Annotated in this window: 16 protein-coding genes; 10 read left to right on the forward strand and 6 right to left on the reverse strand. The window is 68.5% G+C overall.

Features of this window, described 5'->3' with window-relative positions; all coding sequences use genetic code 11:
- Positions 1-5: 5 nt before the first annotated feature.
- On the reverse strand, positions 6-1874 hold the full coding sequence (locus VN779_RS18710) for a hypothetical protein (RefSeq protein WP_325725080.1): 1869 nt from the start codon (positions 1872-1874) through the stop codon (positions 6-8).
- A 217-nt stretch (positions 1875-2091) separates the two neighbouring features.
- Positions 2092-3543 (reverse strand): MFS transporter, encoded by a 1452-nt coding sequence (locus VN779_RS18715; protein ID WP_325725081.1) that lies wholly within the window; start codon positions 3541-3543, stop codon positions 2092-2094.
- A 211-nt stretch (positions 3544-3754) separates the two neighbouring features.
- On the opposite strand from VN779_RS18715, the gene VN779_RS18720 reads away from it, so the two are divergent.
- Entirely contained in the window at positions 3755-4342 is a 588-nt protein-coding gene (locus VN779_RS18720) for a helix-turn-helix domain-containing protein (RefSeq protein ID WP_325725084.1), read from the forward strand.
- 212 nt (positions 4343-4554) lie between these two features.
- Here VN779_RS18720 and VN779_RS18725 read toward each other — a convergent pair whose 3' ends face one another.
- The gene (locus tag VN779_RS18725; protein ID WP_325725086.1) at positions 4555-5673 is read right to left on the reverse strand and encodes a hypothetical protein; all 1119 of its coding nucleotides are present in this window, start codon (positions 5671-5673) and stop codon (positions 4555-4557) included.
- A 179-nt stretch (positions 5674-5852) separates the two neighbouring features.
- Here VN779_RS18725 and VN779_RS18730 point away from each other — a divergent pair, with 179 nt between their 5' ends.
- From VN779_RS18730 to VN779_RS18755, 6 genes are all read left to right on the forward strand, one after another.
- Positions 5853-6419, forward strand: coding sequence for an NAD(P)H-dependent oxidoreductase (locus VN779_RS18730; protein WP_325725088.1), 567 nt, complete (start codon positions 5853-5855; stop codon positions 6417-6419).
- 17 nt (positions 6420-6436) lie between these two features.
- Entirely contained in the window at positions 6437-6868 is a 432-nt protein-coding gene (locus VN779_RS18735) for an SRPBCC family protein (RefSeq protein WP_325725090.1), read from the forward strand.
- Between the two features lie 105 nt (positions 6869-6973).
- The gene (locus VN779_RS18740; protein ID WP_325725092.1) at positions 6974-8038 is read left to right on the forward strand and encodes an ATP-binding cassette domain-containing protein; all 1065 of its coding nucleotides are present in this window, start codon (positions 6974-6976) and stop codon (positions 8036-8038) included.
- The gene (locus VN779_RS18745; protein WP_325725094.1) at positions 8035-8835 is read left to right on the forward strand and encodes an ABC transporter permease; all 801 of its coding nucleotides are present in this window, start codon (positions 8035-8037) and stop codon (positions 8833-8835) included. The genes VN779_RS18740 and VN779_RS18745 overlap by 4 nt, the downstream gene beginning before the upstream one ends.
- Positions 8836-8929: 94 nt before the next feature.
- Positions 8930-9784: a MerR family transcriptional regulator gene (locus VN779_RS18750; protein WP_325725096.1), complete on the forward strand. Its 855-nt coding sequence runs from the start codon at positions 8930-8932 to the stop codon at positions 9782-9784.
- Complete coding sequence (locus tag VN779_RS18755; RefSeq protein ID WP_325725098.1) at positions 9756-10145, forward strand: hypothetical protein; 390 nt, start codon at positions 9756-9758, stop codon at positions 10143-10145. The genes VN779_RS18750 and VN779_RS18755 overlap by 29 nt, the downstream gene beginning before the upstream one ends.
- Positions 10146-10172: 27 nt before the next feature.
- On the opposite strand, the gene VN779_RS18760 is transcribed toward VN779_RS18755, so the two are convergent.
- Both VN779_RS18760 and VN779_RS18765 read right to left on the reverse strand, forming a co-directional pair.
- Positions 10173-10862, reverse strand: a complete 690-nt coding sequence (locus VN779_RS18760) for a hypothetical protein (RefSeq protein ID WP_325725100.1) — start codon at positions 10860-10862, stop codon at positions 10173-10175.
- Between the two features lie 212 nt (positions 10863-11074).
- Positions 11075-11551, reverse strand: coding sequence for a helix-turn-helix transcriptional regulator (locus VN779_RS18765; RefSeq protein WP_325725102.1), 477 nt, complete (start codon positions 11549-11551; stop codon positions 11075-11077).
- Between the two features lie 523 nt (positions 11552-12074).
- On the opposite strand from VN779_RS18765, the gene VN779_RS18770 reads away from it, so the two are divergent.
- Entirely contained in the window at positions 12075-13844 is a 1770-nt protein-coding gene (locus VN779_RS18770; protein WP_325725104.1) for a chitinase, read from the forward strand.
- A gap of 103 nt (positions 13845-13947) precedes the next feature.
- Here the strand turns inward: VN779_RS18770 and VN779_RS18775 are convergent, their stop codons facing one another.
- Entirely contained in the window at positions 13948-14676 is a 729-nt protein-coding gene (locus tag VN779_RS18775) for a hypothetical protein (RefSeq protein ID WP_325725106.1), read from the reverse strand.
- Positions 14677-14741: 65 nt separating this feature from the next.
- On the opposite strand from VN779_RS18775, the gene VN779_RS18780 reads away from it, so the two are divergent.
- Both VN779_RS18780 and VN779_RS18785 read left to right on the forward strand, forming a co-directional pair.
- Positions 14742-15797, forward strand: a complete 1056-nt coding sequence (locus tag VN779_RS18780; protein WP_325725109.1) for a class I SAM-dependent methyltransferase — start codon at positions 14742-14744, stop codon at positions 15795-15797.
- 171 nt (positions 15798-15968) lie between these two features.
- Positions 15969-16769, forward strand: a complete 801-nt coding sequence (locus VN779_RS18785) for an alpha/beta hydrolase (RefSeq protein ID WP_325725111.1) — start codon at positions 15969-15971, stop codon at positions 16767-16769.
- The last annotated feature ends 37 nt before the right edge of the window (positions 16770-16806 follow it).

Genomic DNA, 16806 nt, shown 5'->3' on the forward strand with positions numbered 1-16806 from the left:
GCCAATCAGAGGGTTGATCCGTTCCCGTTATTACCGAGACACAGCGCCACCGGGCTGCCAGCCGCCACCTGAACGCGGAAGTGCCAGCTGAGCTGCCGCCCGGTGTCCGGGAACTTGACGCGCAGGCCGTGCCGGGTCCAAGCGCTCACGTGCTGATCCGCACCATCAGGCTCGTTGCCCACATACCACGAGTTGAGCACGAGTTGGCTGGTCGCGTTCGTGCCGAGCGCCTCGATCGAGACGGTTGAGCCATCGGCTACGGTCACGTCCTGGTATCCGCCGGCGGCGACGGTCATGGGGCAGCCGGGCGGCGCGACGATGACCGCCTTGTTCGAGGCCCCGAACGCGGACACGGCCAGTGGCATCAGCACCCGCATTTCGGTGTTGACGATGCGCGAGGGCAGCTCGGCCAGCTTCGCCATGGTGATGGTCGGAAGCGGGCTGCCGTAGCGATCCCTCACGTCGTAGTAGAGCGCGGGCGTGACCACGGGCAGCAGTTGGCGGTCGAGCACGGCGTCCCGGCTCAGCGCCGGGGCGCCGCGAAACAGCCAGGTGATTTCCAGCTCGTACTTCTGCGTCGTGAGCATCTTCGTGTGCGCGTGCTCTTTTTGGATGAGCACCGCGCCCCCGCCGACGACGATCACCGCGGCAGCCGTAACTGGCGCCGCCGTGCGCCACAGTCCGCGCCACTGCATGTCACGCAGCGACTCGGTCAGGATCAGCAGTACGAAGACCGCGCCGATGTACACGTACCGCGACGCCGTCGCCTGCACCGTGCCGTACTGAGCGCGCACCAGGCCGGTCAGGGTGAACTGGAGCACGATCCCGACCGCCGCCGGAATGGCAAGGCCGCAGTCCAGGTGCTTGCGATACCACAACAGCACGGCGGTCGCGGTGAGCCCGGCGAACGCGATCGGTGCCCAAAGCGAGGAGAGTGCGAAGACCCCAGCGGCGGATGTGCCGACTCCGGTGGGTGTGTAACCGATTAGGCCCCGCAGCGTGGCGATGGTGAAGATCGAATGATCCGACGCGGTGCCCTGCCGCCCGAAGGTGAGGTACCACCACACGTACGCCACCGACGGCACGATCAGTGTCCACATCAGCCTGCGGCGCTCGCGGTCGAGCGCCAGGTCCACGCCCACCGCGATCAGGAAGAACAGGCCGATCCCGGAGGACATGAGGGCCAGCAGCAGGGCCGCTGATCCGGCCGCCGCCCGCGGCCGGTTCGCGGCGGGGCGCTTGCCGAGCAGGTGCAGCGCGAGCAGGCCGAAGACCACCGAGCCGAGGAAGCCGATTTGGAACGCCCAGATGATGTCTTCCGCGCCGCGGCCGAGGAACAGCTGGATCGTGCCCGCGATGAGCCCGAGCAGGTCGCCGCAGCGCCGCCGCACCACCAGGAAGAGCAGGAAGGCCGCGCTCACGTGCATCAGCAGCAGGGCTGCCATGAACGGCATGTAACTGTGCGCGCCGTGGAGCAGGAGCAGCGTCTTGTAGATGAGCATCGGAATCGTGGACCAGTGCTCGTTGTGCGGCACGAAATACGAGCGCAGGGTCCAGCCGTGCGCGGACTCCAGGAACGACCATTCGTCGTAGTAGAAGTCCAGGTTCCGGGTGGCGAAGAGCAGGGCGCCGAAGGCGATGGCGCACAGCCCGAGCATGAGCTTCGCGGAGTGCGGGATGTGCAGGTCACGCCAGCGTTGCGCCTGGCCGTCGAATCCTGATCCGCGTGGGATCGCTCCGTTCGACGCGGTGTCGGGCGCCGCCGTCTCGGGCGTTTGCCTGGCGGATTCGGCCGATTCCGGCTCGCGGGACTGCTCGACACTCTCCCCGGCGGGACTCGCCGCACGCCTCGCGGCCACGCGTGGGATGAGCATGAGAGGTCCCTCCCGAAGGGGCCGGTCGAGATGGGTGAACGGCCGGTCGGCCGTCGATGATGATACGCGGGCGGCAGTGCACTCGGTTGCGCGCGGTCGCGAATCAGTCTCGCAAACGGCGACACCGCCGCGATGGCGCCGCGTCGTCGGGACGCTCCATCGGGCGGTGTTGCTGAGCTGATCTGTCTGGATCTATCTGGTTGTCTTCTGGTCCGCGTTATTCGGCGCTGGCCACCGCGCCACTCGTCACCGTCGTCGCGCTGTCGGCGAGTTCGGTGCGCCGCGGCTTACGCAGCACGCCGGGCGCGGTAGCGAGCACGATCAGCAAGGCGACCGCGAGGAAAACGACCGAGCCGGTGAGCGCCGCGGAGATCGCGTGCGCCAGGTGCTGCTTCGCGGCGATCGCGGCGGGCACGCCCGCGACCTGGTGCGCAGCAGCGGTGCGGGAGGCGGTGCCGAACACGGTGACCAGCACCCCGAGCCCCAGCGACCCGCCGACCTGGTGGAACGCGTTGACCAGGCCCGAGGCCGCGCCGCTGTCCTTCGGGTCGACCCCGGCGATGCCGGAAGAGGTCAACGGGATGAACGCGATGCCCATGCCGAGGCCGAGCAGCATCATCGGCAGCGCGACCCGCGGGAAGTACTGGGTGTCCGCGGAGAGCCGGCAGGTCCAGGCCATCGCGATCAGCGCGATGGAGAGGCCCGTGATCAGCAGCCTGCCGCTGCTCACCGCGCCGGCGACCTTCGGCACCAGCCGTGAGGTGGCGAACAGCACCGCGGTCATCGGCAGGAACGCGAATCCGGCCTTCAGCGCGCTGTAGTCGCGCACGTTCTGCAGGAACTGGGTCTGGAAGAAGAAGAACGCGAACATACCGCCGACGGTGAACAGCCGGGCGACATACGCCCCGGTGCGCTCGCGGCTGGCGAACAGGCGCAACGGCATGATCGGCTGCTGCGCCCGCAGTTCCACGAGCACGAACCCGGCCAACAGGAACACGGCCGCGGCGAAGGAGGCGAGCGTGGTGTGGTCGGACCAGCCGTCCGAACCGGCCCGCACGAAGCCGTAGACCAGCGCGGTCATGCCGAGCGTGGAGCTCAGCGCGCCAAGCACGTCGAACCGGCCAGGGTTGCGCTCGGTCTCCGGCAGGTAGCGCGGGGCGAGCAGTACCAGCGCGATACCGATCGGCACGTTGATGAACAAGCCCCAGCGCCACGAGGCCAGGTCGGTGAGCAGGCCGCCCACCACTAGGCCGACGCTGGCGCCCCCGCTCGACGCGGCGGCATAGAGGGAGATGGCGCGCATCCGCTCACGCGCAGTCTGGAAACTCATCATCAGCAGCGCGAGGGTGGACGGCGCGGCGATCGCCGCGGCCAGGCCCTGAATGGCGCGCGTCGTCAGCAGCCACGGACCGTTCGGGGCGAGCCCGCCGAGCAGTGAGGCCAGCGTGAACAGGGCGATGCCGCCGAGGTAGACGCGGCGGCGCCCGAGGATGTCGCCGACCCGCGCGCCGAACAGCAGCAGGCCGCCGAAAGTGAGGGTGTAGGCGTTCTGCACCCAGGACAGGCCGGTCGGCGAGAAGCCGAAGGCGTCGTGGATCTTGGGCAGCGAGGTGATCACGACCGAGGCGTCGAGCACGATCATCAGCTGGCTGGTCAGGATGATCGCCATGACCAGCGGCGAAGGAGTGCTGCGTCCAGTCGCGAGGTCCGCGGCCCGGCTTATGGAATGCCGGGCCTGAGGACGGGTTAACAAAGAAGACGGAGATGGCATGATACGGCGAGCCTTTCGATGGGAGCTCGACGAGTGGTAAAGTGGAGGCGCCCTCCAGAACTATATGGAGGATGCCTCCACTTAGCAAGCCGGAAAGGGGAACTGGGCCATGACCAGCGCGGATGCCGGGGCGGTGACGATCGTCCCCGGGCGACGTCCGCAGCGCGCCGATGCACGACGCAACTACGAGAAGCTGCTCGCGGTGGCGCGGGACGCGTTCGCGGAGAACTCCGCGGTCACCCTCGAGGAGATCGCCAGGCGCGCGCACGTCGGCATCGGGACGCTCTACCGGCACTTCCCGAACCGGCCGGCGCTGCTTGAGGGCATCTATGTCGAGCAGGTCGAGGAGCTGTGCCGCAGCGCACGCGAACTCGCCGAGGTTTTGGCGCCGTGGGATGCGCTGGTGGCGTGGCTGCACCGGTACGTCGGTTATGTGGGCACCAAGCGGGCGCTCGCCGAACAGCTGACCGCAGCTGTGGGCGCGCCGACGGCGGTATTCGGCCAATGCCGTCAGGCGCTGTTCGGCGACGGGGAGCCGCTGTTGACGCGGGCTCAGGATTCGGGCGTAGTGCGCAAAGACGTGACCTTCGAAGAGGTGGTGCGGATGGTTAGCGGCATCACGATGGCCACGTTCACCGAAGAGGGCCAGATGGAGCGGGTGCTGGACATCGCGCTCGACGGCCTGCGGACGCGGTGATCTCGGTGGCCGTGGCCGCGGCTCGGTGACCGCCGCGACCGCGGCGCATTGACGATGCCGCACGGTGTCGCATTACACCGTGCCGCGCTAAAGAGTCAGTGTCGCGCTGCACGGTGCCTATCGAACGCGGCGGCGCCGCGAGGCGCGACCATGCCCCGCGGCGCCCTATCATGCGCCGTTCATGTGCCAATACGCTGTGCCGATCAGATGGGTCAGTGCAGCAGGTTGAGCGTGTTCGCCGCGTCGTCCACGAAGTAGACGTCGTCGTTGTGAACTGTGGCGAGGCCGAATAGCGCCCCGGCGCCGGCCGGGTCGCCGGAGGAGTCAAGCTGCACGGTCTGCACCTGGTTGCCGGATGGCGTCGTGGCCACCAGGAAACCGTCGCCGGCGTTCACGGTCAGGATGTCGCCGCTGTTCGCGACCGCGAGCCCGAGTGGCGTGTTGAGCGCGCCGCCCCGGGTGACGGTCCGTCCGGTGCCCGCGCTGTCCGCACGCCACGGCGCGTTCGGGATCGCGGCGATCCGGTTGCCGACGCTGTCCGCGACGTAAAGGGTGCCGTTGGCGGCCAGACCGACGCCGGTCGGCCCGACCACCAGCGCGGCCGGGTCCGTGCGCTCGCCGAATCCGGACCCGATGACGGTGTGCGAGACCAGCCGCGGCGCGTGACCGGCCGGGATCGCCAGCCCGAGCCGCAGCACGGTGCCACGCTGCACGGTCGCGCCGTTCGCCGCCACGGTGCCGTTGAGCACGTTGCTGACGAAGAGCTCTGCGAAAGAGCCGAAGTCGAGCGCGGTCATGTCCCACGGACCGTTGATGCCGTGCCCGGACAGCGTCTCGCGTACGGCGCCGTGCGAGTCGAGCACCAGCAGGCAGCCGGCTTGCGCGGTGGCGCCGCTGCCGTCGGCGGTCGGCAGCGAGCCGACGATGACCCAGCCGGACCGCAGCGCCACCAGGGCGGTGGTCAGGCCGATGCCGCCGGGGCAGGCTCCTGGCAGGTGCGCCGCGTTGATCGTGGCGAAGGTGCTGACGTGGCCGTTCGGCCAGACCTGCACGATGGTGGTGCCGGTGCCTTGCAGGTTCGAGGCCGCGTTGAAGTTGCTGACCAGCACGTTGCCCTCGTGCAGGGCGCCGGCTGATTCGGGGACTACGGCCACGCCGTACGGGTTGACATCGCCATTGGCTGGGACGGTGGACGCGATCTGGGTGATGTTCGTGTCGACCGGGGTGGTGCGCGCGGACGCGGGAGCCATGCTGGCCGCGAACGTGAGAGCGGTGCCGGTGAGTACAGTGGCGGCGAGTTGGGCAGGGTGCAGCGTTCGTCGTCGTGCCATGAGTGCTCTCCTTGGACAGAAGACGCTGTCGTTGGCGGTGATCCGCTGACGAATGGGTGGCGTGCCCGAACCGGTTCGCGCTGTGCGTGACGCAACGGGAACGGATCCTCGCGGATACCGGTTCATCCGCCGGACGCCACCCGGGTGACGGCGTTCGCGCCTTGGCATAGCGTTGAGTTATGGCGAAGCCCACGTTGCAGATCATCGTCGGCAGCACCCGCCCCGGCCGGGTCGGAAAGCCGGTCGCCGACTGGTTTCACGAGCACGCGGCCAAGCACGCCGGCTTCGAGGCCGAGCTGATCGACCTCGCCGAGGTGAACCTGCCGCTGCTCGACGAGCCGAGGCACCCCAGATTCGCCGAATACGAGCACGAACATACCAAGGCGTGGAGCCGGCGGATCAGCGCCGGGGACGCGTACGTCTTCGTCGTGCCCGAATACAACCACGGCTACAACGCGGCGACCAAGAACGCGATCGACTATCTCAACCATGAGTGGACTGACAAACCGGTCGGCTTCGTCAGCTACGGCGGCATCGCGGCCGGCACCCGCGCGGTCGAGATGCTGATCCAGGTCGTCTCGGTACTCGGCATGATCCCGATGCCGATCCAGGTCAACATCCCGCTGATCGCCGAGCGGATGACCGCCGACCACCGGTTCACGGCCAACGAGGTGCTCGACAACAGCGCCGTGGCCATGCTCGACCAACTGGCCCGCTGGACGCACCGGCTGGGTTCCAGCCGATGAAGAAGAAGGGAACCGCCATGCCACACGAGGAGCACACCGTCACCGTGGACCGGCCGATCGGGCAGGTCTTCGCTTACCTCTCCGACGAGGAGAACGACCCCGCCTGGCGCTCGGGCATCGTCGAGATCAAGCGCGTCTCGCCGGAGGGTGGGGAGGGCGCGACGATCCGCCAGGTGCTGCGCGGCCCCGGCGGGATGAAGATGCGCGGCGACTACCGCATCACCGCCTATCAGCCGCCGAACCGCTACGAGTTCCAGGTGATCGCCGGACCGGCGCGCCCGGCCGGCCGCTTCGCCCTGGCCGAGGACGGACCGGACCGCACGACCGTCACCTTTAGCCTCGACCTTGAGCCGAAGGGCATGGCGCGGCTGATGGCCGGCCAGATCACCAAGCAGATGCGGGCCGAGGTCGGCGCGCTGGACAAGCTGAAGCAGAACCTGGAGGCGTAGCGGCGCGGCCTAGGGCCTGTGCCTCATGGCTGCTCGCAGCCCGTGCGAGCGGCGCGGAAAAGCGGGCTTGACCTTGACGCAGCGTCAACCTTCCACGATGGAGGCATGCCACACGAGACAGTAAGTCAGGCGGCGGCGCGAAGCGCGTTGCCGCAGCCCAGAGCAGCTGCCCTGGGCAGCGCGGGACAGTGCGCGCCCGAGCAGGCGGCCGCGCTCGCGGTGTCCGGTCTGCGCAAGTCCTTCGGCGAGAAGCTGGTGCTGGACGGGATCGACCTGTCCGTCGCCGCGGGGAGCGTGTTCGCGCTGCTCGGCCCGAACGGCGCCGGCAAGACGACGGCCGTGCACATTCTCTCCACCCTGATTCCGGGCGACGGCGGCCGCGCCTGGGTCGCCGGGCACGACGTTGCCGCCGAACCGGACGCGGTGCGCGCGGTCATCGGCGTGACCGGCCAGTTCTCCGCGGTCGACGGATTGCTGACCGGCCGGGAGAACCTGATCCTGATGGCCGACCTGCACCGGCTCGGCAAAGCCGAGGGCCGCAGGCGCGCCGACGCGCTGCTTGGCCGCTTCGACCTGGCCGAGGCGGGCGGCCAGCGGGTGATGACCTACTCGGGCGGGATGAAGCGGCGGCTGGACCTGGCCATGACGCTGATCGGCGCGCCACAGGTCATCTTCCTCGACGAGCCGACCACCGGCCTCGACCCGCGCAGCCGCCGCGAGCTGTGGCGGATCATCCGCGAACTGGTGGCCGACGGCGTGACCATCTTCCTCACCACGCAGTACCTCGAGGAAGCCGACCAGCTGGCCGACCAGGTCGCGGTGCTGGACCAGGGCCGGATCGTCGCGCACGGCAGCCCGGCCGAGCTCAAGCGGCGGGTGCCGGGCGGCCATATCAGCCTTCGATTCGCGGACCCCGAGGCCCTGGACCGCGCGGCGGACTGCCTGGACGTATCAGCACGCGATGACGAGACGTTCACCATCCAGGTTCCGAGCGACGGCGCAGTGCGTGCCCTGCGATCGGTGCTCGACCGCTTGGACGCGGCGGGCGTCGAGGCCGAGGAGCTGTCCGTGCACATGCCAGACCTCGACGACGTGTTCCTCGCGCTGACGGGCCGCGGCACCGAAGAAACCCACGAAAACGACAGTGCTGAAGGGACGACGGCATCATGAGTAGCCTGACTTACGCGGTGACCGACTCCGCGACGATGCTGCGGCGCACGCTGCGGCACATCCTGCGCTATCCCGCGATGCTCGCCGCGTCGCTGGGCGTGCCCGTGATCCTGTTGCTGTTCTTCGTCGGGCTGCTCGGTCGCACGCTCGGCGCTGGGCTGACCGCCTCGCACGTCGGGAGCGTCGGGCATGGCAGCTATATCGACTACGTCGCGCCCGCGATCGTGCTGCTGACGGTGGCTTCGGGCTGCATGGCGACCTCGGTGGCAGTGTGCGTCGACACCACCGAGGGCATCATCAACCGGTTCCGCACCATGTCGATCTCGCGGTCCTCGCTGCTGACCGGGCATGTGATCGCGAGCGTGATCCAGACCCTGGTCAGCGTCGCGCTGGTGATCGGGGTCGCGGTGGCGATGGGCTGGCGGCCGAGCGGCGGCGCGCTCGCCTGGCTGGCGGCGGTCGGCCTGATCGTGCTGCTCAGCTTCGCGCTCACCTGGCTCGCCGTGGCGATCGGGCTGATCTCCAAGACCCCGGAGTCCTCCAGCAACACGCCGATGCTGATCCAGTTCCTGCCGTTCCTCGGCAGTTCGTTCGTGCCGGCCGCCTCGATGCCGGCCGGGGTGCGCTGGTTCGCCGAGTACCAGCCGTTCACTGCGCTCAACCAGACCCTGCGCGGCCTGCTCAACGGCGGCCCGATCGGAAACGACGCGCTGATCTCGATCGCCTGGTGCCTGGGCATCCTCGTGGTCGGATACTGGTGGGCGCGCACGGTATTCCAGCGCGGACGCGTGCGCTGACCGGCTGAAGCAACGGGAAATCCAGCGGGGCTCAGCAAAACGGGACAGTAGCCAAACGGGACAGCCAAACGGGGAATGGAGCCAGGAGCCGACGATGACCGCGACGCTCACCATCAGCCAGCTCGCCAACTACGTCGGGGTGACCGTGCGCGCGGTGCGCCACTACCACCAGTGCGGCCTACTTCCCGAGCCCGAGCGTGACTCCTCCGGCTACCGCCGCTACGACGCGCAGGCCGTGATCGACCTGATCCGCATCAAGACCCTGGCCGAGGCCGGTGTGCCGCTGGCCAGGGTGGAGGAGCTGCTAGCCGCACAGCCGGAGCAGTTCGCCAAGGCCATCGCCGAGATTGATACGGCCCTGGCCGAGCGCGTCCGCGAGCTGAAGCGGCATCGCAAGCGGATCGCCGAGCTGGCCGGCGGAGAGCGACTCTTCCTGCCGGACGGGGTGGTCGACTTCCTGGACGAACTGCGCGCGATGGGCGTGAGCGAGCGCGGTGTGCGCACCGAACGAGACGGCTGGATCATGCTCAACGCGCGCATGCCCGAGACTGTGCCGCTTCTCATCGAACACAAGCGGTCGTATGTTGCCGACCCGGTGTTCCGGCATTTCTGCGTGGCCTATGACCAGGCTTTCGACTGGGATCCTGACGATCCGCGACTGGAGACGCTGGCTGACGAGATGTTGGACTATGTCGAGCGCCAGGCCCAGCGCGATAGCCAGATCCAGGGCTGGGACTCGTTCATTGAAAATATGGCGGACGACGCGGAGGCACTCGACGGCTCCATGATGATGCAGATCACCGACGCGTCCCCCGCCTGGCAGCGGCTGAACCGGCTGGCAGTGGAGAAGCTGCAGACGCGGTCCCTGGACAAGCCGACGCACGCCTGGCCGTTCGAGCAGAGCGGACGGGACCCCGGCGTTGGCCGCGATCGCGTCACAGGGCCATGATGGCGGTATGGCAGATCTGTATCGCGATCGGTGGATCAGCTGCACGGAAGACGGGATCATCGTGCGCTGGTACTACCTGTGGGGTACCAAAACGATCCCCTACAAGGCGATCCGCTCGGCCAAGCGGGTGCCACTGTCGCTGGCGCGCGGCAGGGGCCGCGTTTGGGGCACAGCCAATCCGCGCTACTGGGCAAGCCTCGATCCCGGCAGGCCGGGCAAGCAGTACGGGCTCGTGCTCGATCTCGGCGGGCAGGTGCGGCCGTTCATCACGCCCGACGACGTGTCAGCCGTCGAGCAGATCATCAAGGATCGGGCCGGCCTGGCTGAGATCCCCGTCGCCGATGCCGGCCCGTTCGTGTAGCGCGCCGGGCCGGCCGCGATCAGCTGGCTAATGCAGCGTGGAGATCAGCAGCTTGGCGAGGGCCAGTTCCCGCTCGACCTTCAGATCGCCGGGGCCGACCTCGATGTAGACGTCGTCCTTGAGCGCCACGACGACCGAGTCGCCCGACTGGGTCAGCGTGAGCGCCAGGTCGCCGACGCCGGAGGTCGGCGTGACGGTCCAGGCGCAGTCGCCGGTGCACGAGCGCTGTGATCGCGGCATCAACTTGGCCTTGGTGTCACCGAACTCCTGGGCCGCGGACTCGTTGTTCATCGTGGTCGGGTCGGTGCCGATCACGACGGACACGTCCAGCTGCGCTCCGCCGCTCGGCGTGGTGAACGTGTACCGGCAACTCTCGTAGCCGTGGAACCCGAGCGCCGACTGGGTGTCAGGCATCGAAGTATTCACCTTGAAGCCCACCGCGGAGCTGATCTGGTCGAGACTCACCTGGCTCGGGCCCGGCGGGACGAAACTGCCCTGCGAGCTGACCGAGGTGCATGCCACCGGGAACGGCGTCGCGCTGGACGTCGGGGAGGGCTGGCTCTGGCCGGTGGCGTCGGCAGCCGCCTCGGAGGGGGTTGCCACCATCGAGACCTGCGTCGCGCCGATGGGGGTTCCGCTGCCGACCGCGCAGCCCGATGCCAGTGAGCAACAGCCGAGGACTGCCAGCGAAGTGATGAACCGAGTCGTGGTGCGCACCGTGCGCCCTCCCGTATGCGTTACGTCGTCGAACGGTGTCCGATGCAGTGCGCTCGATGCACTGACACCGGAACGGTACGGCCCCGGGGACTGCACCACACGGCGTGAGCGCTCTCAATGCCCGAATGGGCAACGAGCTGCACACGAGTAGGCAAGGCGCGCTTCGGAGCATGGCGCCCGAATTACGTGCAGTGCGCCGAGCCGAGCTGTTGTTAGATCCACCCGCTGCGTTGCGCGTGCCAGCCGAGCTGCACCCGGTTCGCCGCGCCAGCCCGCGACATCATGCCCTTGACGCTGCGCTGCACGGTTCGCCGGCTCACGCTCAGGGTCTCGGCTATCGCGCTCTCGGCCTGGCCCTGCAGCAACATCTTCAAGATCTGCGCATCGAACTCGGTGAGCCGCTGTGGGTGCGGCTGCGGATGTGGGTGCGGGTTAGACCGGCAGGCGAGGATCTGGCCTAGCTGCATACGATTGCGGGCACCGACTTTCGCCAGCAGTATGCGTACATGCCGCTGTATGGTGCGTTCGCTCACCTGCAACCGTGCGGCGATCGCCTTGTCTGGGACGCCGTTGAGCAACAGTCGCAGGATCGGCTCGTCGAACGTGTCCGATCGTCGCCGCGGTGACTCGGCTTCGAGACGGGATTGAGCGGCAAACAGCGACGCGGCTTCGCCCGCAAAATCCTGCACGGTCCCTCCGGATGCGTTAACCCACCGCGCCCGAGTTCGCCGCGCCGCGTATGCGGCACCCGTGCGGCATAGCAATACCTATCAAAGCACTACATAACACTTCAAAAGCTCACTCTGTCGTATATGCGCCACCGGCCTCCAGCCGCGCCGCACCCTAAGACAGTCTCAGCCCCGGCTCATCCGCGGACCCGGTGCAGCCCTGGCATTGCCGCGCTGACCTGCGACGTTTATCTTGCTCTCAAGCCCTTGGCGTGTATGCGCCGAGGTCCGGGCGGGTTAGACCATTGACCGACCGACTGGTCTAGTCCAATCTGGCATCAGCATAAACACCAATCCGGAGTTCGGCGCGCTCCGGCGATAAACAAACCCACACTCCGTATTCGCACACCCACGCGAATCGGATATTTCGCGCAAGCGCGCGCACCGGAGGCGCCCGGTACGCCCGCCTCGATCGACCCCGCGGCTCCGCCGCGTCGCGCCCGCATGCGCGCCGCCGGTGCCGCCCCGTACCGGAGAGGCAGTCATGGCTCGAGTTCCCCATTTCACGGCGCGGCCGGCCCGCAAACGGGCGCTCGCCGCGGCCGGCGCCGCGCTCAGCGTCGTCCTGGCGACGGTCGGCGTGGTCGCGGCCACCACCGGCGCCCAGGCCGCCGCGGCCAACCTGGTCCAGAATCCCGGCTTCGAGTCCGGGGCGCTCTCGCCCTGGTCCTGTTCGAGTGGCGGCAGCGGCAAGGTCGTCACCAGCCCGGTGCACTCAGGCGCTGACGCGCTTCAGGCCACCCCGGCCGGCAGCGACGACGCGCAGTGCTCGCAGACCGTCAGCGTCCAGCCGAACTCCGCGTACACGCTCTCGGCCTGGGTCAACGGCTCGTATGTCTACCTGGGCGACACCGGCACCGGAACCACCGACGGCAGTACCTGGACCCCGGGCAGCGGCGGCGGCTACCAGCAGCTGACCACGAGCTTCAACACCGGAGCCAGCACTACCAGCGTGACCGTCTGGGTGCACGGTTGGTACGGCCAGCCCGCCTACGAGGCTGATGATTTCTCGCTCACCGGTCCTGGCGGCGGTGGTCCGTCGCCGAGCACCGGCCCGACCTCTTCCTCGCCGACGCCGAGTGCGAGCCCGACCGGCGGTAGCGGAGGCGGTAGTTGCTCCGCCCCGGCGTGGGTATCCACGACGGCATACAACGGCGGCGCGGTGGTCTCCTACAACGGGCATACCTGGACCGCGAAGTGGTGGACGCAGGGCGATATCCCCGGCAACAACTCCCAAAACGTGTGGACGGACAACGGCGCGTGCAGCGGAGGCGGCGGCCCGTCGCCGTCGAGCAGCCCGAGCCACAGCCCCTCGCCCAGCCCGAGCAGCACCGGCGGCGGCGGCAACGGCGGCCCGCACAAGCACGTGCTCACCGGTTACTGGCAGGACTTCGTCAACGGCGCGACCGTGCAGCGGCTCAGCGACGTGAGCAGCCAGTACGACATCGTCGCAGTGGCCTTCGCGAACGCGACGGGCACGCCGGGCCAGATCTCCTTCGCGGTGGACTCGGGCCTGTCCAGTTCGCTCGGCGGCTACAGCGACGCGCAGTTCAAGGCGGACATCGCGACGCTGCACAGCCGCGGCCAGAAGGTGATCGTCTCGGTCGGCGGCCAGAACGGCGCCATCTCGGTCGGCGACTCGACCTCGGCGGGCAACTTCGCCAGCAGCGCGGCGTCGATCATCAAGAGCTACGGCTTCGACGGCATCGACATCGACCTGGAGAACGGCGTCAACGCGACCTATATGGGTCAGGCGCTGCACTCGCTGGCCAGCCAGAGCGGCCTCGGCTCGGGCTTCATCCTGACCATGGCCCCGCAGACCATTGACATGCAGAGCACCGGGATGGCTTACTTCCAGCTCGCGCTGAACGTCAAGGACATCCTGACGATCGTGAACATGCAGTACTACAACTCCGGCTCGATGAACGGCTGCGATGGCAACGTCTACTCGGAGGGCACCGAGAACTTCCTGGTCGCCCTCGCCTGCATCCAGCTGCAGAACGGCCTGAACCCGAGCCAGGTCGGCCTCGGCGTCCCGGCCTCGACCAGTGCGGCAGGCGGCGGCTTCGTGAGCCCCTCGGTGGTCGACGCGGCGCTGGACTGCCTCGCCTCGGGCAGCAACTGCGGCAGCTTCAAGCCGTCGACGACCTGGCCCGGCATCGGCGGCGCGATGACCTGGTCGACGAACTGGGACGCCAGCGCGGGCAACCAGATCGCCAACACGGTCGGCGCGCATCTGCACGCGATGCCGTAACCAGATAGTGCCGCGGCCCCGGATGCGTTTCATACGCATCCGGGGCCGCGGTATTCGCTTGTCCAGCTGAGCGAGACAGAACGCGCGGACTTGCTGGGCGTCCTTATTGCGCGTCGTAGACGATGCCCTTGTTCACCGAGCGGACGCTCGGGCCGAGATGCACGCAGTACCACTCGCCGCGCCAGGAGATGAGCGAGAAGATCCCGAAGGACTTGGTCACGCCGTTGATCTGATAAGTCAGTCGCGTGCCGTACAGCCGGTAGTACGAACCCTTGTTGTACTCGACCCCGGGCTTGATCCACACGGCCTGGCTGGTCGGCACCGAGACCTTCACGAACTGCGCCGAGGCGGCGTGCGAGCCGAGCAGCGCGTGCGCGGCGTGGATGTCGAGGTCGTACCAGTCGATCAACCGGTTCTGGTAGTCGGCCGAGGCGTTGGAAATCGCCTTCACCTGGAGATAGGCGCTCTTCGGAAAGAAGAACGGCAGCGCGATCGACGGCTTGTCCTGCACGATCGCCTGCCACAGATCCTGCACGCCGGCTTGGAACATCGGATCGTCGGACCGCGGCAGGACGTGCGTCTGTGGCAGCGTGCCGGGGTCGACGGACGGCGAAGGACTTGGGGAGGGGGAGGGCGAGGCGGACGGGCTCGGCGCTAGCGGCGAAGGTATGGCGGTGAGCGGGATGTTGACTCCGGTGCCGTTCGTGCCAGGGCCCGTGCTGCCACCCCCGCAGCCAGCGATGGGCAATAGGGCCAACGCTGCGCACAGTGCGTAAGGCCATCGGCGCGTTGTACCGGACCGTTGCGCGCCCATGCACTTGGTCCTAATCATGGGGTGCATCCTTCCAGCCGCGCCGATTCTGCACGAGCGCGCACCGGTGCTTGCATGATGGAGTGATGTTCCCTGACTGGCAGAGCATGACGGACGCGCAGCACGAGCGCTGGGAAGCCGTGCTGGGCACTCTCGCCGCGGCCCTTCCGCCCCACGCCGCAGGCGTCATCGTCGACGGCGAACACGCTGACCTCGTCGCGGACCGGATCGCGCACGCACTGCGCTCGACTGGACGACACTGCGTCCGCCTCACCGACCAGCACCCACTCGCCGACGAGGACACCTGGCGCGCTGAGGGCACCTCGACCACCATCGCGCTCGCGGACGGCCCGCGCTGGCGCGAGAACCCGCCGACCGGCCGCTGGGAACTCGCCATCTGGCTGCGGATCCCCGGCGACCACCCAGGCAGCGGACAAGCGAACTCGAACTCCCAGGCAAAACCCGTGAGCGAGGTCGTTCTCGACCTGGCCGACCCGTCCTGGCCGATCATCCGCCGCGTCTCCGGCGCGATCGCGGTGCCCGAACACTGGTATGTCACCGAGACCCAAGCCTTCTTCGCCGTGCGCGCAGCCACCTGGGACACCAAGTTCGGCGACGACCTGCCCGCCTACGCCGCCGCCGTCGCCGAAGCCGCGCCGCCACTTGGCGGCACCGCGCTCGACCTCGGCTGCGGCACCGGCCGCGCATTGCCCGCGTTGCGCGCGGCGGTCGGCCCGACCGGTCGCGTCATCGGTCTCGACCTGACCCCGCAGATGCTTGACGCGGTGCGCTCCAGCGGCCGTGACCGGGACGCCACCGCGCTGCTGCTCGGTGATGCGCAGCGTCTTCCGTTCACGGACGCCTCTATCGACGCCATCTTCGCCGCCGGTCTGCTCAACCACCTCGACAACCAGTCGGCGGGGCTGCGCGAGCTGGCCCGCGTCACCAGGCTCGGCGGTCAGCTGATCGTCTTCCACCCGACTGGACGCGCCGCGCTGGCCGCGCGCCACGGCCGGGTTCTCGGCGCGGATGAACCGCTCGCCGAGCACGTACTCGGCGCCGCGCTGTCCAACGCGGGCTGGAAGCTGGACTACTACGACGATCCGGTGAGCCGCTTTCTCGCGCTCGCGACGCGCACGTAATTCACCGGCGCGCAGCGAGGAGCCAGGCCGTGTGTAAGAAGTAGCGTCGCGGCCCCGGCGAAACTGCTTACACACGGCCTAGAACCATCGTCGGCTCCAGCGATGAGCGCTATGATCGCGCCGCGCTCACGCAGCAGCGAGGCGACAGGGCCCACGAGTCAGGAGACTGCCGTGCCGGATGCCGACAGCACCACACAGCCGTCCCGTTTCGACGTGGACGGCGTCGGCTTGGCCTACGAGGAGGCCGGGGCCGGCGCGGCCACGCCGCTGGTCTTCATTCACGGCTGGACCGCGAACCGGCACCGCTGGGACCACCAGTTCGAGCACTTCGCCAAGTCCCGGCGGGTGCTGCGGCTCGACCTGCGCGGCCATGGCGAGAGCGACACGCCGACCGAGCGCTACAGCATCGACGGCCTCGCCGCCGATGTGCGCCGCCTGCTCGATGATCGCGGCATCGAGCGCTTCATCCCGATCGGCCACTCGATGGGCGGGATGATCGCGCAGACGCTCACCCTCGCCCAGCCCGAGCGGGTCGAGCGGCTGGTGCTGGTCGGGTCGGTGAGCCAGATGGTGTACAGCCGCTCGCGCGGCCTGGTGATGGCGGCCTCGAAGTCCGTGCCCTACAACACGTTCGTCGCGATCAACATTCAGCGCGCGTTCAAGCGGGGCTACCCGAAGGAACTGATCCGGAAGTACATCGCCGACTCACAGGCCACGCCCCGGCACGTCGTCATGTCCTGCTACGACGCGATGCGCGAGTTCGACGTGCTCGATCGGGTCCGCGAGATCCAGGTCCCGGTGCTGATCGTGCACGGCCGCCATGACATCCAGTTCCCGCCGGCCCAGGCCGAGCGCATCGCGGCGAACTGCGCGAACGCCACCGTCAAGATCCTCGACACCGGGCACGAGTGCCCGATCGAGAACCCGGGGGCCGTGACCGAGGCGATCGAGACGTTCCTCGCCGCGCCCTGAGCCGACGCAACGCTCACGCCAGAGTTCCGTGCCGGTA

The organism is Actinocrinis sp. (genome assembly GCF_035605935.1).
Classification (GTDB): Bacteria; Actinomycetota; Actinomycetes; order Streptomycetales; family Catenulisporaceae; genus Actinocrinis.

Bases quoted from the DNA above. Each gene is read 5' to 3' on its own strand.
- VN779_RS18735 (WP_325725090.1), top strand. From the start codon at position 6,437: ATGCCACACGAGGAGCACACCGTCACCGTGGACCGGCCGATCGGGCAG.
- VN779_RS18775 (WP_325725106.1), bottom strand. From the start codon at position 14,676: ATGATTAGGACCAAGTGCATGGGCGCGCAACGGTCCGGTACAACGCGC.
- VN779_RS18725 (WP_325725086.1), bottom strand. From the start codon at position 5,673: ATGGCACGACGACGAACGCTGCACCCTGCCCAACTCGCCGCCACTGTA.
- VN779_RS18710 (WP_325725080.1), bottom strand. From the start codon at position 1,874: ATGCTCATCCCACGCGTGGCCGCGAGGCGTGCGGCGAGTCCCGCCGGG.
- VN779_RS18770 (WP_325725104.1), top strand. From the start codon at position 12,075: ATGGCTCGAGTTCCCCATTTCACGGCGCGGCCGGCCCGCAAACGGGCG.
- VN779_RS18750 (WP_325725096.1), top strand. From the start codon at position 8,930: ATGACCGCGACGCTCACCATCAGCCAGCTCGCCAACTACGTCGGGGTG.
- VN779_RS18745 (WP_325725094.1), top strand. From the start codon at position 8,035: ATGAGTAGCCTGACTTACGCGGTGACCGACTCCGCGACGATGCTGCGG.
- VN779_RS18740 (WP_325725092.1), top strand. From the start codon at position 6,974: ATGCCACACGAGACAGTAAGTCAGGCGGCGGCGCGAAGCGCGTTGCCG.
- VN779_RS18730 (WP_325725088.1), top strand. From the start codon at position 5,853: ATGGCGAAGCCCACGTTGCAGATCATCGTCGGCAGCACCCGCCCCGGC.
- VN779_RS18780 (WP_325725109.1), top strand. From the start codon at position 14,742: ATGTTCCCTGACTGGCAGAGCATGACGGACGCGCAGCACGAGCGCTGG.
- VN779_RS18715 (WP_325725081.1), bottom strand. From the start codon at position 3,543: ATGGCGATCATCCTGACCAGCCAGCTGATGATCGTGCTCGACGCCTCG.
- VN779_RS18720 (WP_325725084.1), top strand. From the start codon at position 3,755: ATGACCAGCGCGGATGCCGGGGCGGTGACGATCGTCCCCGGGCGACGT.